The organism is Phenylobacterium kunshanense (assembly GCF_003254525.1).
Taxonomy (GTDB): domain Bacteria; phylum Pseudomonadota; class Alphaproteobacteria; order Caulobacterales; family Caulobacteraceae; genus Phenylobacterium; species Phenylobacterium kunshanense.
Genome location: NZ_QFYS01000006.1, coordinates 36,842 through 59,035, shown reverse-complemented (window position 1 = coordinate 59,035; position 22,194 = coordinate 36,842). Strand labels below are relative to the sequence as shown.

Sequence of the window (22,194 nt, the reverse complement as noted above, 5' to 3'; positions counted from 1 at the left end):
CGCCGACGCCCCTCCGGCGCGCCCGGTCGCCCGGAACGACGTTGGGTCCCGGTCTTGGGCCTTCGCCCAAACCGGGATGACACCCCGTGGGAGCTATCCTCTACCCGTCGATGGGTCGGCTGACGTGCGTTCCTTGCTGCCTGTCGCGTCGACCGCATGGCGGATCGGCCTGCCGGCAATCGACCCAGTGCAGTCGTCCAACTAGCGCCGGACTAACGCCCGATCCGGCGCGCCATCCGCGAGGACGCGCCGTAGGTGGATATCCAGATCAGAAGTTCCGTCGCTTTAGCGATGAACGCATCAAGCACCCTCCCGCCGCGAGACCGCCGCCTCTCTCGTGCTCCTTCCAGGTGTGCAAGTTCTTCTACCTGGATGGTCGCTATCGCCCGTGAGACCTCGGCGTCACGGTCAGCGAGCCAGGCAAGCTGAGCTTGCAGATGGGCGTGCACCGTCCGTTCGACGGCCTCGGTGCAGATGAGGATCGCCGATCTGCCCAAGCCTGCGGTTGCCAAGCCAGGAAGCCAACCGCCCACGCCCCACAGTGCGATCGCGCCGCACGGCGTGATCCCGCGCTGCTTCATCAGAGCGGCGAACTCATCTTTGTGGCCGCGCTCGTCCCTCAGCGACTGATCCAGGAAGGGCAGCAAGTCTGGCGAGCGCCAGCGAGCGAGGTAGCGCTGGCCGGTGTAGATGCGGATAGCGCCGCACTCTCCAGCGTGATTGACGCGAAGGATATCGGCGAGGGTTCGATCTACTGCAGGCACGTGTGGAGGTCACCACACAGCAGAGACGCGAGCCATCGCAATGTTCGCTTTCCACGCGCCTCGCACGGAGATCCCGGCGCCCTGCCGGCCGCCCATGAAAAAGGGGCGGCGGATTGCTCCGCCGCCCCCAAAGGCTCCCTGGAAGGCGCTGGTTACCAGCGCTTGGTCACCGACACGCCGTAGGTGCGCGGCTCGGTGTAGAAGACGTTCCGGAACATGCCGGAGCTGTCGTCGGTCAGGTAGAAGTCGGTGATCGCCTTCTCGTTGGTGGCGTTCTTGATGTAGCCGCCCACCTCGACGCCCATGTCGCTGTTCACGATCGTCAGGGTCAGGTTGACGTTTTCCCAGCCTTTGATGCGGTCCGGCTCGGAGTTGTAGATCCGGGCGAACGTCTTGGTCTGGCGGTAGTAGTCGCCGCGCAGGGTCGCGTCCCAGTCGCCGAGGGTCCAGGTGTACTGGGCGCCCAGCGAGACGGTCCAATGCGGCGAGTTCGGCAGTTCGTTGCCGCTGATGTCCGCCGCAACGCCCTCGCTGACCAGGCCGCCGAAGGCGTTGGTGCCGGCCGCGATGGCCCCGCCGCCGATGTTCGTGCCCGCGCCGGCCGCGGAGGCCAGGGTGCAGACGCCGAGCAGGTTGAACGGGTTGGTGGCGTTGGCGATCGTCAGCGCCGTCGCGGCGTGGGCCGTGGTGACGACGCAGTTCGACGCGGCGCTCGACTTCACCAGGGTCAGCAGCGAGTTGCTCTGGGTCCGGTTGAAGGTGTCGATCGAACTCGCGTCGCCGATCTTGGAGTCGAGGTAGCCGATGGCGGCGTTCAGGCGAAGGCCATCGAGCGGCTGCCAGATCGACTCGAACTCCACGCCCTTCACCTTGGCGTCGATGTTCTCGTTGATCGAGGTGCGGTTGATGATCTTCGAGACCTGGTAGCCCTTATAGTCGTAGTGGAAGGCCGCCATGTTCACCTGCAGGGTGCCGTCCAGCAGGGTGTTCTTGGTGCCGATTTCGAAGGAGTCGATGAACTCCGGTTCGAAGGTCGGCGAGACCGGCACGACGCCGATGCCGGGGCTGAACGGCGGGTTCACGCCGCCGCCCTTATAGCCGCGGGCATAGAAGCCGTAGATCAGGGTGTCGTTGGTGAAGCCCAGGTCCGGCTGCCAGTCGAAGCCGAAGCGGCCCGTCGGCTCCTTGAACTTGACCTTCTGGGTGCCGATCGGCGTCGGGCCCACGCCGGGCGCGCCCAGCGTGACCGAGTGCGCCAGCACCTTCTTGTCGTCGATCGAGTAGCGCAGGCCGAGCGTCCACTTGAAGTTCTCGGCCATCTGCCAATAGAGCTCGCCGAACACCGCGTAGGACGTCAGGCGGTACGGGCCGTAGCTGTCATAGTAGTTGTGGCCCGAACGATTGGGATCGGCGTTCGGATCGACGGACACGCAAGGCGCCGGACCAACGCAGTTCGCGTTGCCGGTCGCGAACAGGTTGTTGATCTGGTAGTAGCCGGTCCCGGTGTTGAACATGACGTAGTAGTCGCCGTCGGTGCGGAACTTCGTCATGAAGGCGCCGACGTTGAAGTTGAACGGCCCGTCGAAGCTCGACTGGAACCGCACTTCATGGCTCCACTGCTCGGTGTAGGCCGAGGAGATGTCGCTGGTCGTGAAGCGGTTAAGGGTGCCGTTCTGCGGGTCGCGGATGGCGCCGTTCGGGAACAGGCTGGGGTAGATCGCCGTCGCATAGCCCGGCACGGCCGCGAACACGTTCACCGGGTTCGGCGTGGCGTTGAAGCCGACGCTGGGCGTGTAGCGGTTGTAGTCCTGGCGCGTGTACAGCTTGTAGAAGGTGTACGACGACAGCCAGTTCAGGCTGACGTTCTCGGTCAGGTCGAAGACGGCGTTGAACTCGTAGATGTCGGTCTTCGACTTGTAGATCGGGTCGAAGGTCGACTCGATGTCGCGGATGTTCGGCGTCTGGACCTTGCCGGCGTAGGCGTCGCCGGTCTGGAAGCCGCCGAGGGCGCCGAACAGGCCGCCGAGCGTGCCTGCCGAGTTCACCGTGCCCAGCACGTCCGCGGAGTAGAGGGACGTGGCCGCGCAGCCCTGGGTGAAGAAGCCGCGCTGGACCTGGCCCACCAGCCCGCCGGCCGCGCTTGAGAAGGCCACGCCGCCGACGTTCGCCGGACCGTTGTCCTTGGTGCAGAACTGCTTGCCGATGCGCGAGCGGTTGTCGTCTTCCTCGAAGTGGTCCCACATCACCCAGGTCTGCAGGCGATCGCTGGGCTTGAAGGACAGGGTGGCGCGCGTGCCCCACAGGTCGCGGTCGTCGGCGTCGTTGCCGGTGACGATGTTCTCGCCGAAGCCGTCACGCTTCAGATAGCTGCCCGCCAGGCGCAGGGCGAGCATGTCGCCCAGCGGCAGGTTGACCATCCCGCGGGCCTTCATGGTGTTGTAGTTGCCGTACTCGGCCCGAAGGTTGCCCTCGAAGGTGTCGGTGGGCTTGGCGGTCAGCAGGTTGACGACGCCGCCGGTGGCGTTGCGTCCGTACAGGGTGCCTTGCGGACCGCGCAGCACTTCCACCCGCTCGACGTCGTAGAACTCGGTCTCGAACAGGTTGTTGGCGATCAGCGGGGCGTTGTTCAGGTGGATGCCGGTGCCGGCGTCGCCCGAGGCCGCCACCAGCTTCGAGCCGATGCCGCGGATCTGGAAGTTGTAGCCGGTGAAGTTCCCCTTGGAGAAGTTCACGTTCGGCACGGCCAGCACCAGGTTCGGGCCGCCGTCGATCTTCGATTTCTCGAGCGCGTTCTGGTCGAACGCCGACACGGCGATCGGCACGTCCTGGAGGGCTTCCTCCTTTTTCTGCGCCGTGACGACCAGTTCCTCGATCACGTTCGCCTGGCCCGATTGGGCGAAGGCAGGCGCCGCAAGCGCCGAAATCGCTGCGGCGGACACGCCAACAGCCAGCCAACTCCGAAGAGTTCGGGTATCCGTCATATGTTCCTCCCAGGGCGGTCCAGGCTCTTTTTGTGGCCCGTGGTCGCCAGTTACGCCGCTAAAGCGTAGCCGATGGGGAGGCGGCGTAGCCCCCCAGTCAGCCAGGCCAAGCTCAACCGACTGCGGCGAACTGTCAACGGAAGCCTAGGCTCCGTAAGGGATTGCGTTACGTAACTGTGGCGCCTGGAACAACGAACTTGCCCTTACGTCGCTTCCCTGGAGGGCCCGCGCGGGCCATATGGGCCCGATGAACAACGGCGCCCTCGTGCTCTTTTCCGGCGGTCAGGACTCCACGGCATGCCTCGCCTGGGCCCTTTCCCGGTATGATCGTGTCGAGACGGTGGGTTTCGACTATGGCCAGCGGCACGCGGTCGAACTGGAGGCCCGGCAGGCGGTGCGCGCCCGGATCGTCCGCGAATTTCCGGACTGGAGCCCGCGACTCGGCGACGACCACATGCTCGACATCCGCAGTTTCGGCGCCCTCGCCGAGACGGCCATGACCTCCGAGCGGGAGATCGAGATCACCGAGAAGGGTTTGCCCTCCACCTTCGTGCCGGGTCGGAACCTCGTGTTCCTCGTCTACGCGGCCGCCCTGGCCGACCGCCGGCTCCTGGGCGCGCTCGTGGGTGGGATGTGCGAGACGGACTTCTCCGGCTATCCGGACTGCCGCCGCGACACGCTCGACGCTATGCAGCAGGCCCTCAATCTCGGCATGGAGCAGACCTTCCGAATCGAGACCCCGCTGATGCGCCTGACGAAGGCTGAAACGTGGGCCTTGGCCAAGGGCCTGGGCGGCGAGGCGCTGGTCGAGCTGACCGTCCAGGACAGCCACACCTGCTATCTCGGCGAGCGCGGCGTGCTCCACGCCTGGGGCCACGGCTGCGGGACCTGCCCGGCATGCGAGCTGCGCCGCCGGGGGTTCGAACAGTGGGACGCCGACGGCCGGCCGGCGCTGGCGTCATGAGCTATGCGGTCAAGGAGATATTCCTGACCCTCCAGGGCGAGGGCGGTCAGGCCGGCCGTCCGGCCGTGTTCTGCCGCTTCGCCGGCTGCAACCTGTGGAGCGGGCTGGAGCGCGACCGCGACAAGGCCGTCTGCACGTTCTGCGACACCGACTTCGTGGGCATGGACGGTCCCGGCGGTGGCCGCTTCGCCGACGCGGAGGCCCTGGCCGCGGCTATCGAGGCCGCCTGGACCGGCGGGCCCGACAATCGCCTCACGGTGCTGACCGGGGGCGAGCCGCTGCTCCAGGTCGACGCCGCCCTGGTCGATGCGCTGCACGCCCGCGGCTTTTCCATCGCGCTGGAGACCAACGGGACCCTGCCGGTCCCCGATGGTGTCGACTGGATCTGCGTCAGTCCCAAGGCCGACGCGCCCGTGGTCCAGACCCGCGGCCAGGAGCTGAAGCTGGTCTTCCCCCAGGAGAAGGCGCCGCCCGAGCGCTTCGAGCACCTGGATTTCGAGCGTTTCCTGCTGCAGCCGATGGACGGACCCGATCGCGACCGGAACACGCAGGCGGCGATCGCCTATTGCCTCGCACACCCCCGCTGGCGTTTAAGCGTCCAGACCCACAAGTACCTCGGCATCGCCTGAGGCCCTTCCGGCCTCCGCGAGCCCCTGCACGTTGAAATGACCCAGCCCTATTTCGAGATCACCAAGGCCGCGACGTTCGATGCGGCGCACTACCTGGCGGAGGGCCCGGCGCACCGGCCCTATACCAACCTGCACGGCCATTCGTTCAAGGTGGAGGCCACCGTGCGCGGCCCTGCCGTGGAGCCGGTCGGCTGGGTGGCGGATCTCGCCGACCTGGAATCGGCGCTGAAGGGCGTGGCCTCCGAGCTCGACCACGGCCTGCTCAACGAGAAACCGGGCCTCGAACGGCCGACCCTCGAGCACATCTGCCTCTATTTCGCCGAGCGTCTGAAGCCGGCCTTTCCCGGCCTGTCGCGCATCGTCGTCTCGCGCCCCACCATCGGCGAGAGCTGCGCCTTCAGCCTCTAGACCCGCGGCTTCGGGGCGTTCCGGAGGTAGGGCGGGTCCGTGTGCCGCCTCCACGGGCCCTCGAACTTGGGGTCGTCCTTGCGGCGCCGGTCCGGCCCGAAATAGTCGTCGCAGCGTACGAAGGGCCGCGGGAACTCGATCGCCTGGTGCAGCCGCTCGATCACGCCCCGGGCGGTCAGCGGCTTCGTCAGGATCTCGCTGACCCCGGCGTCCCGCGCCTCCTTCACCCGGGCCAGGGTGGAGTGGGCGGTGATCATGATCACCGGCGCCATCATGTTCGGGCTGTCGGGTGAGTTGCGGAGCAACCGGACGAAATCGATGCCGTCCAGCGGCTGCATCGACAGGTCGGTCATCACCACGTCGACCTCGTGGTCGCGCATGATCTGCAGGCCCTCGGCCCCGTCGCGGGCCTCATAGATCTTCTGCACGCCGACCGAGCGGAGAATCTCGCGCACCATCACGCGGATGAACTGGTTGTCGTCCACCAGCAGGATTCTCAGCAGGTCGTACTTCAAGTCGCCCCACGCGGCCGCATGATCACCCGCTCAACGCATGACGCTCGGTGAACGGGTTCGGCAGATAGGGCGCGCCGCCCGCGCCGGTCAATCGGGGACGTCGTCGCAGGTGCCGAAAACCCCCGGTCCATCCGCGACTTGCGGGGTTTCAGCCGCGGTCCGCGCCGGGGTCGAACGCCCCGCCGCCGGTCTGCGCCCGGTGCCGGAGGAAGGCGTCGGCCAGGACGCAGGCGACCATGGCCTCCACCACCGGCACGGCGCGGATGCCGACGCAGGGGTCATGCCGGCCCTTGGTGCGCAGCTCGACCTCTTCGCCGGCCTCGTTCAGCGTCCGGCGCGGGGTCAGGATCGAGGAGGTGGGCTTGAACGCCACCCGCGCGGTCACCGCCTGGCCGGTGGAGATTCCGCCCAGCACGCCGCCGGCCTTGTTCGACAGGAAGACCGGCCCGTCGTTGCCCATCCGCATCTCGTCGGCGTTCTCCTCGCCGGACAGCGCCGCCGAGGCGAAGCCCGCGCCGATCTCCACGCCCTTGGCGGCGTTGATCGACATCAGGGCCGCCGCCAGCTCGGCGTCCAGCTTGCCGTAGAGCGGCGCGCCCCAGCCGGCCGGAACGCCGCTGGCCTCCACCGCCACCACCGCGCCGGTGGACGAGCCGGCCTTGCGCACCTTCTCCAGGTGTTCCTCCCACACCGGCACGATGGCCGGATCGGGCGCCCAGAACGGATTGTCGCCGGTGACGTCGAAGTCGATCCGCTCCGGGTCCACCGCGTGCGGGCCGATCTGCACGACCGCGCCGCGGATCGTCACGCCGGCGATCACCTTGCGGGCGATCGCCCCGGCCGCCACGCGCGCCGCGGTCTCCCGCGCCGAGGACCGGCCGCCGCCGCGATAGTCCCGCACCCCGTACTTGGCGAAATAGGGATAGTCCGCGTGGCCCGGCCGGAAGGCCTGGGCGATCTCGGAGTAGTCCTTGCTGCGCTGGTCGGTGTTCTCGATCATCAGCGAGATCGGCGTGCCGGTGGTGACCTGGCCGTCGGTCCGCTCGTCCTGGAACACGCCCGAGAGGATGCGGACCGCGTCCGGCTCCTGGCGCTGGGTGACGAACTTGCCCTGCCCAGGCCGGCGGCGGTCCAGCCACGGCTGGATGTCGGCCTCGGTCAGGCCGATCCCGGGGGGGCACCCGTCCACCACGCAGCCCAGGGCGGGCCCGTGGCTCTCGCCCCAGGTGGTCACGCGGAAAAGGTGGCCGAAGGTGTTGTGCGACATGGCGCCGGTTCTCTAGCCCGGAACTTCGCCCGCTGGGAACCTCGGGCTTAGACCCGGATGTCCAGGAAGGCGCCGGTGGCGCGGATCTCGGCGCGCCGCTGGTTGTCGGCCGCCAGGTCCTGCAGGGTCCGCTCGACGATCATCGCCGTCTCGGCGCGGATGCGCTCCTGCGAGCTCAGCTTGAACAGACTGACCGGGTCGCGGCCGGCTTGCGCCGGTTCCGGAGCGCGCACCGGCTCACGCGGCGGGGTCGGCGCGTAGGCCAGTCCGCGGGCGATGGCGCCAGTATGGGTCAAGCCGAGGCTCATGGAGACCTGCCACGCAACGGCGGCGCCAGATCAGGTGAGGGCGACCCCAGCGGCCACGGCCAGCCCCAGGACGGCGAAGATCGCGGTCCCCTTCAGCAGGTCGCGCACGTGCTTGGCGTGGTCCAGCGGCGGCGCCGCCGCGGCGACCTCCGGCGGCAGCAGGCCCCGGCCGCGCGCCACGCCCAGCCAGAGCTCGTCCAGCACCAGCCAGTCGGCCAGGTTGAACGCCATGCCGACCAGGAAGGCGTGCAGGGCCAGGCCGGCGAACGCCTCGCCCCGCGCCTCGGCGCCGAGCGTCGAGAGGACCATTCCGCCGACCACCCAGCCGACCAGCGCCAGGCCCCCGGCCGCGCCGGCGCGTCGCTCGCCCGGCGCCAGCGGCGGCGCCTGGCTGCGCAGAGGTTCGGGAAAGTGCCGGAGGAAGAGGCGCGGGTTGGCCCGCATCAGGCCCGCGATGATGGCGCAGGCGCCCAGGGCGACGATCCCGCCGTCGCGCAGGATCGCGCCCCAGTCCAGCGTCACGCGCCGTCCCCGTCGAAGGCGATGAGGACGGCGCGCACCGGTCCGACCGTCAGGCCGGCTGCTTCTGCGCGGTGGTCTGCGAGCCCGGCAGCGGGCCGCGGTTCAGGTCGAAGAACTTCGGCGCCATCTTCGGCACCGCCTCGTCCAGGATCGACTGGACGGTCCAGCCTTCTTCCTTGGTCACCGTCTCGACCGGGCGCGGCTGGCTGTAGAGGATGATGTTCTCGCCCGACGAGCCGAAGATCTGGCCGCTGACGTGGGCCGCGGCCGGCGTGACCATGGCCACGGAGAAGCGGGCCGGCTGGTCGGCGCGGATCTTCTCGGCCATCACCGCGCGACGGGCGGCGGCGGCTTCGTCCTTCACAGGCACCGATTGCGTCATTCGGGTCCAGGCGACGGGCGCCAGGCAGTTGGAGCGCACGTTGTTGCGGGCGCCTTCCATGGCGATGATCCGCGACAGGCCGGCGATGCCCATCTTGGCCGCGCCGTAATTGGCCTGGCCGATGTTGCCGAACAGGCCCGACGTCGACGTGAAGAACATGTAGGCGCCGTCGTTCTGGTCGCGGAAATGCTCGATCGTGGCGCGGGCCACGTTGAACGAGCCGCGCATGTGCACCTCGATGACCAGGTCCCACTCTTCCTCGGTCATCTTGTGGAACATCACGTCGCGCAGGATGCCGGCCGGATTGATCACCGCGTGCAGGCCGCCGAAGGTGTCGAGCGCCTGCTCGACCATGCCCTTAACCGACTTCATGCTGGTGACGCTCTCGGAGTTGGAGACCGCCTCGCCGCCGTTGGCGCGGATCAGGGCCGCCACTTCCTCGGCCGGGCCGGCGGAGCCTTCGTCGCCGCCCTTCAGGCCGCCGCCCAGGTCGTTGACCACCACCTTGGCGCCTTCCTGCGCCGCGATGATCGCCGCGTCCCGGCCGATGCCGTTGCCGCCGCCGGTGACGAGGACCACCTTGCCTTCCAATGCGCCCATGACTGCAATCTCCCTAAAATGAATGGGAGACAGTTATTCGAGGCGGTCCGCGCGGCGCAAGTCGGGGAAGAGCTTGGCCCAGAGCGCGGTTACCGCAACGGCGCCCACCCCGCCGAACACCGCCGCCCCGACCGGACCCAGGATACGGGCCACCACGCCGCTCTCGAACTCGCCCAGCTCGTTCGAGGCGCCGATGAACACCGATGACACCGAGGCCACCCGCCCGCGCATGTGGTCGGGGGTGACGAGCTGCACCAGCGTCTGGCGCACGAAGACGCTCAGCATGTCCGCCCCGCCCAGCACGGCCAGCGCCGCCACCGAGAGCCACAGGGACTTGGACAGGCCGAAGGCGATGGTCGCCAGGCCGAACACCGCCACGCCGGCGAACATGAACAGACCCGCCTTGCGTCGGATCGGATTGGCCGCCAGCCACAGCGCCACCAGCGTGGCGCCGATCGCCGGCCCCGCCCGCAGGATGCCGAAGCCCTCGGGCCCCACGTGCAGCACGTCGCGGGCGAACACCGGCAGCAGGGCGGTCGCCCCGCCCAGCAGCACGGCGAACAGGTCCAGCGAGATGGCGCCGAAGACGATCTTCTGCCGCCAGACGTAGGCCAGCCCTTCCTTCATGAGCTGCCAGCGCGAGCCCGGATTGGTCTCGGGCTTGGCGTTGCCCCGGATCGACAGCACCAGCAGGGCCGAGACGCCATAGAGCGCGAAGGTCGTGAAGTACGCCGTCTCCGCCGAGCGGGCGACGAGCAGGCCCGCCGCCGCGGGACCCGCGATCGACGCCGTCTGCCAGGCCAGGGAGTTCCAGGCGATCGCCCGCGGCAAGAGTCGGCGCGGCACCAGCATCGGCCCCAGCGCCGTGTTGGCCGGGGCGAAGAACGCCCGGCTGGCTCCGAACAGCGCCGCGATGACCAGCAGCAGGGCCGGCGAGGCCCAACCCTGCACGGTCGCCACCGCCAGCGCCAGCACGCTCAGGATCTCGCCGGTCAGGCAGAGCAGCAGCACCTTCTTGCGATCGTAGCGGTCCGCCGCCTCGCCGGCCGGCAGCGTCAGCAGGAAGACGGGGAGAAAGGCCGCCAGCCCGATCATCCCCACCAGGAACGCGCTTTCCTCCACCGATCGGGTCTGCCGGGCCAGGGCGTACATCTGCCATCCCATGGCCACGCTCTGGATCTGGGCCGCGAAACTGCCGGTCCAGCGGGTGCCCCAGAAGAACAGGTAGTCGCGCTCCTTCAGCAGGGCGCGGGCGGAGGGGACGGTGTCGTCGTCGGCGGGGGGCGTGTCGGACATGGAAGGCGCGCAGCTTGGCCGCCGTCGCGCGCCGGGGCAATGGCGCAGGCGCATCTGGCGGCTGCTTCAGTATTTCCAGGTCAATGATGCCGTGTGTCGAAGCTGACGGGGTATTTTCTCGGGTAGCTCCGAGAATTGTTTAGATATCAATGTGCGACATGTTGTCCGTTTGAGCCTCAATCCGATGGTTAATCATGGATTCAGGACAAACAGTCGTCGGTGGTTAATCCGTACCGGCGTTCTTCCTGTGGGCGAAATTCGAGACACAACGTCATCGAAGTCCTGGGAGAGTCCAACAGATGAAGTTCGCTTGCCTGGCCGCCGCCTCGGCCGCCGCCCTCGTCGCCATGCCCGCGGCCGCCGCCGACCTGCGCGTCTCCAAGGAGCCGGTCCCGATGGTCCGCATCAGCCTGATCGGCAAGACCGACGCCCAGGTGTCCGCCGAGATCAAGAACGCCGCGGCGACGGTGTGCAACGCGGAAGCCGGCGCCTGCGTCCAGACCGCGGTGCTGAACGCCAACCGCCAGTACACGGCCATCAAGCGCGCCCGCGACGGCGGCGCGACCAAGGTGGAAGTGATCCGCGAGGACCGAGCGTCCGTGCGCGTGAAGATCGCCGGCCGCTCCATGGATCAGATCCACGCCGACATCGATTCCGCGGCGAAGGCGGTCTGCAAGGCCGTCGGCAGCGCCGACTTCCGCACCTGCGTCGACAAGGCCTCGCGCAACGCCAAGACCCAGCTGCGCGACATGCAGGTGGCCTCGATCGGCGAGTTCGCCGCCCGCTAAGCCGCGGCGAGTCCCGACGGCAGCGGCCCGCCGGCGACGGCGGGCCGTTCTGTTTTGCGCGCCTTTCGCCGCACGGCGAAGCCGGGCCATTGACCGGCGGGGGCGATGGCCCTAATTGCCCGCTCCCGATCCACGGCCCGGAGGGCCCCTCAGATGCGACGACGTCCGCTGGCGTGAAGCCACTGAACCGCACCGCCGGAACGGAATTCCAGTCCTCCGGTCGTCCCGTCGTCATCCGCGTCTGAGAAAAGTCCCCTCGATGTCCGTCCAGCCCTGCCGGCCCGCGCCGGCGCTCACCCTCGTCAACGAAACCGGCGCCCACGGGCCCCAGATCGAGACGCTGCTCGACCGCGCCTTCGGGCCCGGCCGCTTCGCCAAGTCGTCCGAGCGCGTCCGCGAGTTCGCCGACTTCGCCCCCGAGCTGTCGTTCGTGGCCGAGGAGGACGGCAAGGTCGTGGGCGTCGTCCGCATGTGGCGGGTGAAGGCGGGCGACCAGCCGGTCGTCTTCCTGGGCCCCCTGGCCGTGGAGGCCAGCGAGCGGCGGGGCGGCCTGGGCGCCCAGCTCGTCGAGCGCGCCTGCGAGGCGACCCGCGCCGCGGGCGAGGACGCCGTCGTCCTGGTCGGAGACCTGCCGTACTTCCAGCGCGTCGGCTTCCAGATCGCCCCCGGCGTCGGCATGCCCGGCCCGGTCGACCCCAACCGCGTCCTCGTCCGCAGCTTCAAGGGCCCCGCGCCAAGCGGCGCGATCGCGCCGCGCTGAGCTCGAACGGCGGGCTGGCCCGCCGTTCGATGCAGGCGTCAGCCGGCCACGGCGGCCCGGCGCCGCGCGGCGGATGTCGCGACATCCGGGATCCGTTCGACTTCATATGCCGTGCCGTCCACCCACTTGCGGACGATCTGCGCGAACCGCTCGCCGTAACGCTCGCCCGTGATCAGGTCCGACGGCGGCGTCGCCTCCGCGACCGGAATGTCGGCGAGGCTCTGGCTCATGGGGCCCAGGAACGCGCCAAGGCGGTTGATGTCGTTCTCGCCGCCGCCGCTCCAGTTGGAGCCCGGATGGTCGCCCATCGGAACCCACATCATCCCCATCTGGGCCGCGAAGACCAGAAGCTGGATCTGGGTGTTGGTCTTGTCGCCGTTCAGCGAGGCCGAGTTGGTGAAACCACCGGCGAACTTGTCCTTCCAGCCCTGCCGCCACCAGGGATCGAAGGCGCCCTCCATGAACGCCTTGAAGGGGGCGCTGGGCATGCCCATCAGCGTGGTGCAGCCGAAGATCACGCCGTCCGCGGCGTCGAGCTTTTCCATGACCTCCGCATCCCACCAGCGCATGCGCGCGTCGAGTTGCTGGGGCGTGATGGCGATGAGGTCCGTCGAGACCCCTTCCACCCGAGCGGCGCCGCGGTGGACGGCGTCCGCCAGCAGGCCGGTCCGACCTGAACCCGAATGATAGACCACTGCGACCCGAGCCATCGGATCCTCCTTCCAAATTCTGTACCTCGTGGTACAATACCGAGCGGTACAGAATTGTCTCGGGGCGGTCAAGCGGCTAAGAGAGGGTCATGGCCAGGCCACGCAGCTTCGACCCCGACGCAGCGCTCGACGCCGCCCGCGACGTCTTCTGGGCGCGGGGCTTCGCGGGCGCGTCCTACGAGCAGATCACCGAGGCGACAGGCCTGCAGAAGCCCAGCCTCTATGCCGCCTTCGGCGACAAGCAGGCCCTGTTCCTCAAGGTGCTCGACCGCTACCAGCAGGGGTTGCTCGACCATGCGCGTCGGGTGCTGGCGAAGCCCGGCACGGCGCGCGAGGCCGTCGGCCGATGGTTCGAAGGGTTCGTCCCGCTCTGCAGCGGCGCGCGGGGATCGCGGGGCTGCCTGTCGGTGAACACCCTGGTCGAAGGGGTGGGCCGCGATGACGCGGTGGGCGCCAGCCTCGATGCGTACAATCGGGAACTCGAGGCCTTGCTGCGCGCACGCCTGGAGGCCGGCCTGTCCGCAGGCGAGTTCCCGGCGACCTACGACGTCGCCGGCGCCGCCCACGCCCTGGTCGCCGGCTACAACGGCCTCATGGTCATGGCCCGCCAGGCGCCGCCCGCCGACCTGACCCGGGCAGCCATCGCTCACCTACTGCGGCTGCTGGACGCCTAGGCCCAGACCTCCTCTCCCCCGACCTCGGCGCTGCCGGGGGAAGAGAGGGGAGAGGGCAGGGTGAGGGCAGGGTGAGGGTAGGGAGAGGGGCGAGGCCGACCGCGCCCCCCCCCCCGCACGCTAGCCCAGCCATGACCCGCCTCGATGTCATCCCGGTTTGGGCAAAGCCCAAGACCGGGACCCAACCCGAGGCCGTGCGCCTGGACGGGCCGCAGGGCGCGTCGAGCCAGCAGGTGCGCCCCCGCCATCCGGCGCTCCCGGACGGTTGGGTCCCGGTCTTCGCCCGCGGCGAAACCGGGATGACAGCTCATGGAAAACACCTACGTCCGCTTCTGACGCAGAGCCATGTTCTCCTCCCCACATGGCCACGCCCGCCGCCCCGTCCGCCCCGGATCCCGACGAGCTGATGCTCGCGCGGCTGGCGGAGATGGACATGGCGGCCGCCGTCGAGGCCCATGCGCGGATGATGGCGGCCGAGACGCCGGAGCAGTTCAACGACCTCGGCCGCACCTACCAGCGGATGGCCCGCTCGGCCCGCCAGTCCATCGCCCTCAAGGCCCGGCTGAAGCGTGAGCGCGAACAGCCCGCCCGGCCGGAGCGGCCGCCGCTCAGCCCCGACTGCCTGCCCGCGCGGGTGCGCAACCACATCGACCGCGCCAGCGCCCTGGCCCTGCGCTTCACCGAGCGCGACGCCCCAGAAGGGACGGGGACGGGGACCGGGATCGACGAGATCGACCTCGTCGACGCCCTGATCGCCATCGCCGTCGACGACGGCGAGGCGGCCTTCCTGGGGCGCCCGACCGAATCCCTCGCCGCCGAGGTCCTGCGCCTGGTCGGCCGCCCGCGTCGGACCGACGGTCCGCCGCCGCCGCGACCCGACCCAAAACCAACCGTCCTCTGGCGCGGCCCCCTGCCGCCGTCCCTGCGGCCTCCGCGGAATAGATCGGGTTGATCCGCCGCGGTCGCCGCCGGTTGAGCCGACTCCGCCGCGCGCCTACCTTTACAGCGTGACCAGCACGACCAAGTCCGGCCTGAACGACATCGCCGCCGCCGCCGAGAGCGCGAAGGGGCAGGCGCCCGGCCGTGGGCTGCCGCCTGTGCACCTGTGGAATCCGCCGCACTGCGGCGAGATCGACATCGTCATCAAGGCCGACGGCCGCTGGGTCCACGAGGGCGCCGTCATCGGCCGCGAGGCGCTCGTGCGCCTGTTCTCCACCGTCCTGCGCAAGGATCCCGACGGGATCTACCTCGTCACGCCCGTCGAGAAGTTGAGGATCACCGTCGAGGACGCGCCCTTCGTGGCGGTGCGGGTGGACCGCGAGGGCGAGGCCCTGAAGTTCCTGACCAACGTCGGCGACGAGGTGGTCGCCGGCCCTGACAATCCGATCCGCGTCGAGACCTCGCCCGGCGGCGAGCCGCGCCCCTATGTCCACGTCCGCCGCGGGCTGGAGGCCCTGATCGCGCGGCCGGTGTTCTACGAACTCGTGGAGATGGCCGAGGTCCGGGAGACGCCCGACGGCCCCATGCTCGGCGTCGGCTCCGGCGGCGCCTGGTTCCCGATCGGCGCGGCCGAGGCGGAGGGCGCATGAACCTGATGCGCCCCGTCTCCGAGCTGCGCGACTGGATCGCCCAGCACCTCGACCCGCTGCACGACGAGGCGGTCCAGGGCGCGGCGCGGCGCTCGGACTACGACCTCACGCCCGACGGCTGGGCGGGCGTGGAGACGCGCGAGCTCAAGCCCGCGGCGGTCCTGATCGGCCTGATCGAGCGCGAGCACGGGCCGACGGTGCTGCTGACCCGCCGCTCGGAGACCCTGCGCAACCACACCGGCCAGGTCGCCTTGCCCGGCGGACGGCAGGATCCCGGAGAGAAACCCTGGCAGACGGCCCTGCGCGAGGCGCACGAGGAGGTGGGGCTGGAGCCGCACTACGTCCACCCGCTCGGCCTCGCCACGCCCTATCAGACGGGCACCGGCTACCTGATCACCCCGGTGGTCGGCGTCGTGCGGCCCGGCTTCAGCCTCACGCCGAACCCGCATGAGGTGGCCGACATCTTCGAGACGCCGTTCAGCTACCTCATGAACCTCGCCAACTACGAGGAGCACGAGCGCGAGCTGCCCACGGGCGAGCGGCGGCGCTTCTACGCCACCACCCACGAGGACCGGTACATCTGGGGCGCCACCGCCGGCATCCTGCGCTCGCTCTACGAGCGGCTCTATGGCGCGGCGCTCGCCTGAGGTAGTCCAGCGGCCATGACTGACACCATCGGCCAGCGCCCCTGGATGAACGCGCCGGAAACGGCCGCCGTGTTCGACGCCCTGGAGGCAGAGAGCGGCCCGGACTGCGCCCGTTTCGTCGGCGGCTGCGTCCGCAACACCTTGGTCGGCCGGCCGGTGGACGATATCGACATCGCCACCACCCTGACGCCCGATCAGGTGACCAAGGCCCTGAAGGCCGCCGGCATCCGCGCCGTGCCGACCGGAATCGACCATGGCACCGTCACGGCCATCTCGCGCCACAAGCCGCACGAGATCACCACCCTGCGCCGCGACGTCTCCACCGACGGTCGCCGGGCGACCGTGGCCTTCACCACCGACTGGGCCGAGGACGCCCAGCGGCGCGACTTCACCCTGAACTCGCTCTACGCGCGCCGCGACGGCTCGATCTTCGATCCCACCGGCCACGGCGTGGCCGACGCCAAGGCGGGCCGGATCGTGTTCGTCGGCGACGCCGAACAGCGGCTGCTGGAGGATCACCTCCGCAACCTGCGCTTCTTCCGCTTCTTCGCCTGGTTCGGACGCGGCGAGCCCGACGCCGCCGCCGTCGCCGCCTGCGCCAAGCTGAAGGACCACATCGACGCCCTGGCCGCCGAACGCATCCACAAGGAGCTGCTGAAGCTGCTGGCCGCCGACGATCCGCGCGCGGCCGTCCGCCTGATGGCCGAGACGGGCGTGCTGCAGGTGATCCTGAAGGCGCCGGCCAACCTCGCCCGGTTCGACAGCCTCGTGGAGATCGAGACTGAGCAGATCTTCGACTGCGATCCGGTCCTGCGCCTCGCCGCCCTCCTGCCCGACGACCAGGTGGGCGCCGGCAAGCTGGCCGCCCGCATCCGGCTCTCCAACGACGAGCGCGACCGCATCACCGCCGCCCTCGCGCCCACGCCGAAGCTCAAGAGCTGGATGAGCCCGCGCGAGATCCGCCGCGAGGTCTATCGCGCCGGCCAGGCCGTGTTCCGCGACCGCGCCAAGCTCGCCTGGGCGGCGAGCGACCGCTCTGCGGCCACCATGCAGTGGCGCGGGATGATCGCCCTGGCGGACGGCTGGACTCCGCCCGCCTTCATGATCACCGGCGAGGACGTGATGAAGGCCGGCGTGCCCAAGGGGCCGCTGGTCGGCGCCGTGCTGCGCGAGGTCGAGGACTGGTGGATCGACCACGACTTCCTCGACGACAAGCTGTCGGCGGTCGAGAAGCTCAAGGCCGTCGCCCAGGGGATGGCCTATTGAGGGTCGGCATCCTCAAGACCGGCCGGCCGCCGCGGCCGGCGATCGAGCAGTTCGGGACCTATCCCGAGATGTTCATGGAGCTGCTCGGCCGCGACGCCTACGACTGGCGCGTCTTCGCCGCCGACGAGGGTGAGTATCCGACCGCGCCCGAGGACTGCGACGCCTACATCGTCACCGGCTCGTCCTCCGGGGTCTATGATCCCGACCCGTGGATCGGCCAGCTCCTCGACTTCCTGCGCGCGGCCAAGGGGCGGGCGAAACTGGTCGGGGTCTGCTTCGGCCACCAGGCCATGGCCCAGGCGTTCGGCGGCCAGGTGATCAAGTCGCCCAAGGGCTGGGCGATCGGGGCGCACGAGTACGACCTGCTCTCCCACGAGCCCTGGATGGACGCCGCCTCGCCGATCCGCCTGCCGGCCTCGCACCAGGACCAGGTGGTCGTGAAGCCGCCCGGCGCCGACATCATGGCCGCCAGCGCATTCACCCCGTTCGCCGGCCTCGTCTATCGCGACCAGCCGGCCATCTCGATCCAGCCGCATCCCGAGTTCCAGCCGGCCTACGCCAAGGCCCTGATCGAGGCCCGCCGCGGCAAGGTCTACGCCGACCTCGAGGCCGACCGGGGCATCGCCACCTACGACCTGCCCGACGACCGCCACCGCGTCGGCGGTTGGATCCGGGCGTTCCTGGACGGCTGAGAGATGCTCCCCCTCAGGGGGAGCTCCCGCGGAGCGGGTGAGGGGGCTTCATCCGCGAGGCTGCGACGCGAATCTGACTCGCTCAAAAGGCGAGTCCGGATTGACCTCATGTGTCCAGGAATTGTATTGGCATAAATCGTGCCAATATGTCGCCGCATGCGATCGGCGGCTCCGGAGTGGGGGTTCGGGATGCGGACTGCGAGCTTGGCGGCCTGGGCCGCGGCAGGCGCCCTGCTGGCGGCGGCGCCGGCCGAGGCGGCGATCATGATGGCCACCTACTATGGCTCCACGCCCTATGGCGGCTACGACTACGCCGGCGTCTTCGGGGCGCCGGGCCAGAGCCTGGCCTACAAGTCGGCCACCGTCAGCTTCACCTACGACAGCGAGCGGGGCATGGGCTTCACCACGCCTGCCGACGACTTCCGCGCCGGCGGCTCGTGGTGGGGCGGGGCCGGGCCGATCCTCTCGGCCAAGGTGAGCATCGACGGCGTCGACCTGGACCTGGACCTCTCCCACTACAGCTACGCCGACTCCTACGGCGGGGCCTGGACCTGGCTCAGCGGGCGCTCCCCGACGGCCGGCAACAACGACAACGTCCTCTCGGCCATGGTCTACCACGACGCCCCGGCCGACCTGGCGGCCCCGTTCTTCGTCTACGCCTACGGCTCGGGCGCGCTTCAGCTCTACAAGCCGGACTCCTGGGGCGAGATGCTGGCCGAGACCGAGTTCGAGTTCGGCGGACTGGAGGTCACCTATGTGGGCCCGTCGCCGACGCCCGGCGGCGTGCCCGAGCCCGCGACCTGGGCCCTGATGATCGCGGGCTTCGGCCTCGCGGGCGCGGCGCTCCGGCGGCGGCGGATCGCCTACCCGATGGCCATGTAGACGACCTCGGGCGACGCCGCGCCTTCCAGTCGACGGAAACCGTAGCGGTCGTAGAAGCCGAGGGCGCGGACGTTGCGCGGGCTGCAGCCCAGGTGCGCGCAGCCGCCGACCATGCCCAGCCAGCGGTCCATCAGGGCGCGGCCCAGGCCTTGGCCCTGCGCGCGGGGCAGAAGGTCGATGTGCAGGTGCGCCGGCGCCGCGGCCACGGCTGCTTGCGGCGCGATCGGCGGGTGGTGGATCAGGAAGGCCGCCCACTGGTCGGGCGTGCGCCGCCTCGCCGGCACGTCCGCCGTGTCGGCGTACCGCGCCCGTAGCGCTGGCCACCACTCGGCCTCGCACCGCGCCTCGAACGCTCGCGTGTCGGCGGTTCCCAGGATGTAGCCGCAGGCGCCGGCCTCATCCTCGGCGACCAGCGCCAGCGCCAGCTCCAGTTCGGCGTAGGGCGCGGCGAAGATCTCGCCCAGGATCCTCGGATCCGCATAGAGCGCGCTGGCGTCCGCGCCTGCGTCGCCCGTCCTCAGGCAGATGTCGTACAGCGCGGGCAGGTCGTCGGGGCGGGCCGGCCGAACCTGCATCGCCTCAGTCGTCCCGCTGCAGCGCGCGCAGAGGCGCGAAGTCGATCAGCGTCGCGCCCGCCGCCGCGATCCGGGCGGGCAGGGTGGGGTCGGTGAGCGTGCGGTGGTCGGCCACCCGTCCATCGGGCTGCTCCAGGTCGTAGGCGCGCAACTCGGGTCCATCCTCCACCGGGTGGAAGTAGACCTCGGTGACGCCGGGCTTCAGGCCGGCCACCAGGACCTCGAAGGTCCGGCCCGGCCGCGCGTTCTCCAGCGAGACGCTGGTGAGGTGGTCGGGGAACACGACGCCTCGCTCTTCGGCGGCGGCCCGCCCCGGAAAGCCGATCTGCGCCTCGGCCTTGGCCCCCGCCATCCGCAGCGGCAGGCGGTACTCCGCGGCCAGATCCAGATAGACCTCAAAGAACCGCGGCTCGAGCTGCATCACCCCCATGTGCGTGTCGAGGTGGGTGATGTCGACGCCCCAGGCCAGCGCCTGCTCGATCTGCGCCCGGCACTCCGCGCGCACGTCCGCGAGCTCGGCCTGGGCCCAGACCTCCCGCGTCGTCGCCGGCATATGGCCCGTGGCGTCATGCAGCGAGGCCGCGCCCGTCAGCGCCCGCCACCGATAGGTCGGATATTCGCAGGTCAGCGTCAGATGGACGCCGATCCCACCGGCCTTGCCCTTCGCCACGCCGTCCAGCGCCCAGGGGCAGGGGACCATCAGGGTGGCGCTGGTCGCCGTGCCCGCCGCCAGGCACTCCGCCGTCGCGCGGTTCGCTGAGGCGCTGGAGCCCAGGTCGTCGCAGTTGACGATCAGCAGCTTCGCATCGGGCCCATGGCCCAGGCGCTCGGCGAGGCTGGCCATCTACGGCCAGGCCACCATCGGCGGCATGGACGACAGGATCGTCTCGATGTTGCCGCCGGCCTTCAGGCCGAACATGGTTCCGCGGTCGTAGAGCAGATTGAACTCCACGTAGCGGCCTCGGCGCACCATCTGCTCCCGCCGCTCGGCCTCGCCCCACGGCTTCATCATCTGGCCGCGGACGATCTTCGGATAGACCTCCAGGAACGCCTCGCCGACCGCGCGAGTGAAGGCGAAGTCCTTCTCGAAGTCGCCGCTGTTGTGCCGGTCGTAGAAGATGCCGCCGATGCCGCGCATCTCCTGGCGGTGCGGCAGGTAGAAGTACTCGTCGCACCAGGCCTTGTACTTCGGATACCACTCCGGATCGTAGGGGTCGCACGCCGCCTGCATGGCTGCGTGGAACAGCTTGGTGTCGTCGGCGTCCTGGCTGCGCTGCACGTCCAGCATCGGGGTCAGGTCCGCCCCGCCGCCGAACCAGCTCTCGGCCGTCGAGAGGAAACGGGTGTTCATGTGGACCGTCGGGACCCACGGGTTCAGCGGGTGGATGATCAGGCTGATGCTGGCCGAGACGTAGGAGGGGTCCTTGTCCGCGCCCGGCATCTGCGCCGCCATCTCCGGCGAGAACTTCGCGGTCGCGGCCGAGGTGTGGATGCCCGCCTTCTCGATCAGTCGCCCGCGCAGGAAGCCGCCGGTGCCGCCGCCGACGCCGGTCTCGCGCGTCCAGGGCTTGTACTCGGTCCGCCCCGGCGCGCCGGGGTAGAGCTCCGGCGGCGCCTCGTCCTCGAGTTGCTCCAGGGCGGCGAAGATTCGTCGCTGCAGCGACTCGAACCATTCCTGCGCGCGGCCGCGCCGCTCCATGATCTCGGGGGTCAGGCTGGACATGGGGCCACGTGCTAGCCCGGCGGGACGGGGGTTGGAAAGCCGTTCGTCTGTCTCAGCGCCTCACCCAGGGCCAGGGTGGCCGCTGTGACCAGGTTCAACGAGCGTGCTCCTGGCGTCAGCGGAATCAGCAGGCGGGCGTCGGCCACGGCATGGACCTCGTCCGGGACGCCCGCGCTCTCGCGGCCGAACAGCAGGATGTCCGAGGGCGCGAAGGAGAAATCATGGAACGGCTCGGCCGCCCGGGTCGTGAACAGCACCAGCCGGCCCGCGCCCGCCGTTTCGGCGCGGAAACTGGCCCAGCCGGCATGGCGCCGCACCTCCGCGAGGGCGTCATAATCCATGGCCGCGCGGCGGATCGCGGCCTCGCTGAGCGGGAAGCCGCAGGGCTCGATCACGTCCAGCGGCACGCCCAGACAGGCGGCGAGGCGTATGGCCGCGCCCAGGTTTTGCGGAATGTCCGGTTGAAAAAGGGCCAAACGCATTCTAAGGCCTCTCGCCATCGGGAGTGGCCGGGGCATAGGGGCACGAATCACGGGGACGCGGACACGACGTTCGCATATGTCCCAGTGTAGAGTGCCCGTTCACCGACCGTCTTCCGGAAAGGCCTTTCACCAGACGCCTGGGGCGGGCCGCTAAAGCTTTACGGCCCCTTGGCGCGTCGAGGGGCCCTATCGAAGGGTAGCTTCAAGGTGGCCGACACCGTCGTGGGCGCAACTCCCGACCCGCACGCTCCGGGTGATGACCCGAGCCGTCGCGATTTCATTCACATCGCCGCTGGCGCCGCTGCTGTCGGCGCCGTCGCGGCGCTGGCCTGGCCCCTGGTCGACCAGATGAACCCGGCCGGCGACACGCTGGCTCTGGCGTCCATCGAGTTCGACCTCGGGAAGGTCGTCGATGGACAGCAGGTGGTCCTGAAGTGGCGCGGCAAGCCGCTGTTCGTGCGCAAGCGCACGGCGGCCGAGATCGCCGCGGCGGTGAAGGACGACAACGCGTCCAACCTGCGCGACCCCGCCACCGACTCTTCGCGCCACAAGCCGGGCAAGCCCGAGTGGCTGGTCCTTGTCGGCACCTGCACGCACCTCGGCTGCGTGCCCACGTTCGGCGGTGGCGACTACGGCGGCTGGTTCTGCCCGTGCCACGGCTCGCACTACGACACCTCCGGCCGGATCCGTAAGGGTCCCGCGCCGAAGAACCTCGAAGTGCCGGACTGGGCCTTCCTGTCCGACACCCAGATCAAGATCGGCTGACAGCG

The 22,194-nt window shown here is 69.8% G+C and carries 26 protein-coding genes; 13 read left to right on the top strand and 13 right to left on the bottom strand.

Annotated features, from left to right (window positions below):
• Positions 1–212 precede the first annotated feature (212 nt).
• On the bottom strand, positions 213–764 hold the full coding sequence (locus DJ019_RS13845; protein WP_111276644.1) for a demethoxyubiquinone hydroxylase family protein: 552 nt from the start codon (positions 762–764) through the stop codon (positions 213–215).
• Positions 765–916: 152 nt separating this feature from the next.
• Positions 917–3,703: a TonB-dependent receptor gene (locus tag DJ019_RS13840; RefSeq protein WP_338066088.1), complete on the bottom strand. Its 2,787-nt coding sequence runs from the start codon at positions 3,701–3,703 to the stop codon at positions 917–919.
• Positions 3,704–3,983: 280 nt separating this feature from the next.
• Here DJ019_RS13840 and queC point away from each other — a divergent pair, with 280 nt between their 5' ends.
• Genes queC through DJ019_RS13825 form a run of 3 tightly spaced genes read left to right on the top strand, consistent with a single transcriptional unit; the run spans position 3,984 to position 5,746 of the window.
• A complete protein-coding gene (gene queC, locus DJ019_RS13835; RefSeq protein ID WP_111276642.1) occupies positions 3,984–4,709 on the top strand; it encodes a 7-cyano-7-deazaguanine synthase QueC in 726 nt (241 codons plus the stop codon).
• Entirely contained in the window at positions 4,706–5,338 is a 633-nt protein-coding gene (queE, locus tag DJ019_RS13830) for a 7-carboxy-7-deazaguanine synthase (RefSeq protein ID WP_111276641.1), read from the top strand. The genes queC and queE overlap by 4 nt, the downstream gene beginning before the upstream one ends.
• Positions 5,339–5,374: 36 nt before the next feature.
• Complete coding sequence (locus DJ019_RS13825) at positions 5,375–5,746, top strand: 6-pyruvoyl trahydropterin synthase family protein (RefSeq protein WP_111276640.1); 372 nt, start codon at positions 5,375–5,377, stop codon at positions 5,744–5,746.
• On the opposite strand, the gene DJ019_RS13820 is transcribed toward DJ019_RS13825, so the two are convergent.
• From DJ019_RS13820 to DJ019_RS13795, 6 genes are all read right to left on the bottom strand, one after another.
• Complete coding sequence (locus tag DJ019_RS13820; RefSeq protein WP_111276639.1) at positions 5,743–6,261, bottom strand: response regulator; 519 nt, start codon at positions 6,259–6,261, stop codon at positions 5,743–5,745. The genes DJ019_RS13825 and DJ019_RS13820 overlap by 4 nt on opposite strands.
• A 148-nt stretch (positions 6,262–6,409) precedes the next feature.
• Positions 6,410–7,528, bottom strand: coding sequence for a chorismate synthase (gene aroC / locus DJ019_RS13815; RefSeq protein WP_111276638.1), 1,119 nt, complete (start codon positions 7,526–7,528; stop codon positions 6,410–6,412).
• A gap of 47 nt (positions 7,529–7,575) precedes the next feature.
• Positions 7,576–7,824 (bottom strand): hypothetical protein, encoded by a 249-nt coding sequence (locus tag DJ019_RS13810; protein WP_133255306.1) that lies wholly within the window; start codon positions 7,822–7,824, stop codon positions 7,576–7,578.
• Between the two features lie 42 nt (positions 7,825–7,866).
• Positions 7,867–8,358 carry a hypothetical protein gene (locus tag DJ019_RS13805; RefSeq protein ID WP_111276636.1) on the bottom strand — a complete coding sequence of 164 codons (492 nt, stop codon included), beginning with the start codon at positions 8,356–8,358 and terminating at the stop codon, positions 7,867–7,869.
• A gap of 49 nt (positions 8,359–8,407) precedes the next feature.
• Positions 8,408–9,340 (bottom strand): SDR family NAD(P)-dependent oxidoreductase, encoded by a 933-nt coding sequence (locus DJ019_RS13800; protein ID WP_111276635.1) that lies wholly within the window; start codon positions 9,338–9,340, stop codon positions 8,408–8,410.
• Positions 9,341–9,373: 33 nt separating this feature from the next.
• Positions 9,374–10,636: an MFS transporter gene (locus tag DJ019_RS13795; RefSeq protein ID WP_111276634.1), complete on the bottom strand. Its 1,263-nt coding sequence runs from the start codon at positions 10,634–10,636 to the stop codon at positions 9,374–9,376.
• Positions 10,637–10,935: 299 nt separating this feature from the next.
• Here DJ019_RS13795 and DJ019_RS13790 point away from each other — a divergent pair, with 299 nt between their 5' ends.
• Together DJ019_RS13790 and DJ019_RS13785 are read left to right on the top strand one after the other, a co-directional pair.
• Positions 10,936–11,424 (top strand): hypothetical protein, encoded by a 489-nt coding sequence (locus DJ019_RS13790; RefSeq protein WP_111276633.1) that lies wholly within the window; start codon positions 10,936–10,938, stop codon positions 11,422–11,424.
• Between the two features lie 259 nt (positions 11,425–11,683).
• On the top strand, positions 11,684–12,184 hold the full coding sequence (locus DJ019_RS13785; RefSeq protein ID WP_111276632.1) for a GNAT family N-acetyltransferase: 501 nt from the start codon (positions 11,684–11,686) through the stop codon (positions 12,182–12,184).
• A gap of 38 nt (positions 12,185–12,222) precedes the next feature.
• Here the strand turns inward: DJ019_RS13785 and DJ019_RS13780 are convergent, their stop codons facing one another.
• Complete coding sequence (locus tag DJ019_RS13780) at positions 12,223–12,894, bottom strand: flavodoxin family protein (protein ID WP_111276631.1); 672 nt, start codon at positions 12,892–12,894, stop codon at positions 12,223–12,225.
• Positions 12,895–12,983: 89 nt separating this feature from the next.
• Between DJ019_RS13780 and DJ019_RS13775 the strand changes: the two genes are divergently transcribed.
• The 7 genes from DJ019_RS13775 (at position 12,984) to DJ019_RS13745 (ending at position 18,644) form a co-directional block, all read left to right on the top strand.
• The gene (locus DJ019_RS13775; protein WP_111276630.1) at positions 12,984–13,568 is read left to right on the top strand and encodes a TetR/AcrR family transcriptional regulator; all 585 of its coding nucleotides are present in this window, start codon (positions 12,984–12,986) and stop codon (positions 13,566–13,568) included.
• Between the two features lie 361 nt (positions 13,569–13,929).
• On the top strand, positions 13,930–14,520 hold the full coding sequence (locus DJ019_RS13770) for a hypothetical protein (protein WP_111276629.1): 591 nt from the start codon (positions 13,930–13,932) through the stop codon (positions 14,518–14,520).
• A gap of 55 nt (positions 14,521–14,575) precedes the next feature.
• Entirely contained in the window at positions 14,576–15,157 is a 582-nt protein-coding gene (locus DJ019_RS13765; protein WP_111276628.1) for a DUF1285 domain-containing protein, read from the top strand.
• Positions 15,154–15,804: a CoA pyrophosphatase gene (locus DJ019_RS13760; RefSeq protein WP_111276627.1), complete on the top strand. Its 651-nt coding sequence runs from the start codon at positions 15,154–15,156 to the stop codon at positions 15,802–15,804. The genes DJ019_RS13765 and DJ019_RS13760 overlap by 4 nt, the downstream gene beginning before the upstream one ends.
• Before the next feature lie 15 nt (positions 15,805–15,819).
• On the top strand, positions 15,820–17,070 hold the full coding sequence (locus DJ019_RS13755; protein ID WP_111276626.1) for a CCA tRNA nucleotidyltransferase: 1,251 nt from the start codon (positions 15,820–15,822) through the stop codon (positions 17,068–17,070).
• Positions 17,067–17,762: a glutamine amidotransferase-related protein gene (locus tag DJ019_RS13750; RefSeq protein WP_165844013.1), complete on the top strand. Its 696-nt coding sequence runs from the start codon at positions 17,067–17,069 to the stop codon at positions 17,760–17,762. Before DJ019_RS13755 ends, DJ019_RS13750 begins: the two co-directional genes overlap by 4 nt.
• Positions 17,763–17,951: 189 nt before the next feature.
• Positions 17,952–18,644, top strand: a complete 693-nt coding sequence (locus DJ019_RS13745) for a PEPxxWA-CTERM sorting domain-containing protein (protein ID WP_205854164.1) — start codon at positions 17,952–17,954, stop codon at positions 18,642–18,644.
• Here DJ019_RS13745 and DJ019_RS13740 read toward each other — a convergent pair.
• The 4 genes from DJ019_RS13740 to DJ019_RS13725 are packed head-to-tail and all read right to left on the bottom strand — an operon-like array spanning position 18,626 to position 21,424.
• Complete coding sequence (locus DJ019_RS13740) at positions 18,626–19,219, bottom strand: GNAT family N-acetyltransferase (protein WP_111276625.1); 594 nt, start codon at positions 19,217–19,219, stop codon at positions 18,626–18,628. The two genes, DJ019_RS13745 and DJ019_RS13740, sit on opposite strands and share 19 nt — an antisense overlap.
• 4 nt (positions 19,220–19,223) lie before the next feature.
• Complete coding sequence (locus DJ019_RS13735) at positions 19,224–20,063, bottom strand: polysaccharide deacetylase family protein (protein WP_111276624.1); 840 nt, start codon at positions 20,061–20,063, stop codon at positions 19,224–19,226.
• On the bottom strand, positions 20,064–20,942 hold the full coding sequence (gene hemF / locus DJ019_RS13730; RefSeq protein WP_111276623.1) for an oxygen-dependent coproporphyrinogen oxidase: 879 nt from the start codon (positions 20,940–20,942) through the stop codon (positions 20,064–20,066). It abuts the gene before it with no gap.
• Positions 20,943–20,953: 11 nt separating this feature from the next.
• Positions 20,954–21,424: a tRNA (cytidine(34)-2'-O)-methyltransferase gene (locus tag DJ019_RS13725; RefSeq protein ID WP_111276622.1), complete on the bottom strand. Its 471-nt coding sequence runs from the start codon at positions 21,422–21,424 to the stop codon at positions 20,954–20,956.
• 207 nt (positions 21,425–21,631) lie between these two features.
• Between DJ019_RS13725 and petA the strand changes: the two genes are divergently transcribed.
• Entirely contained in the window at positions 21,632–22,189 is a 558-nt protein-coding gene (petA, locus tag DJ019_RS13720; protein WP_111276621.1) for a ubiquinol-cytochrome c reductase iron-sulfur subunit, read from the top strand.
• The last annotated feature ends 5 nt before the right edge of the window (positions 22,190–22,194 follow it).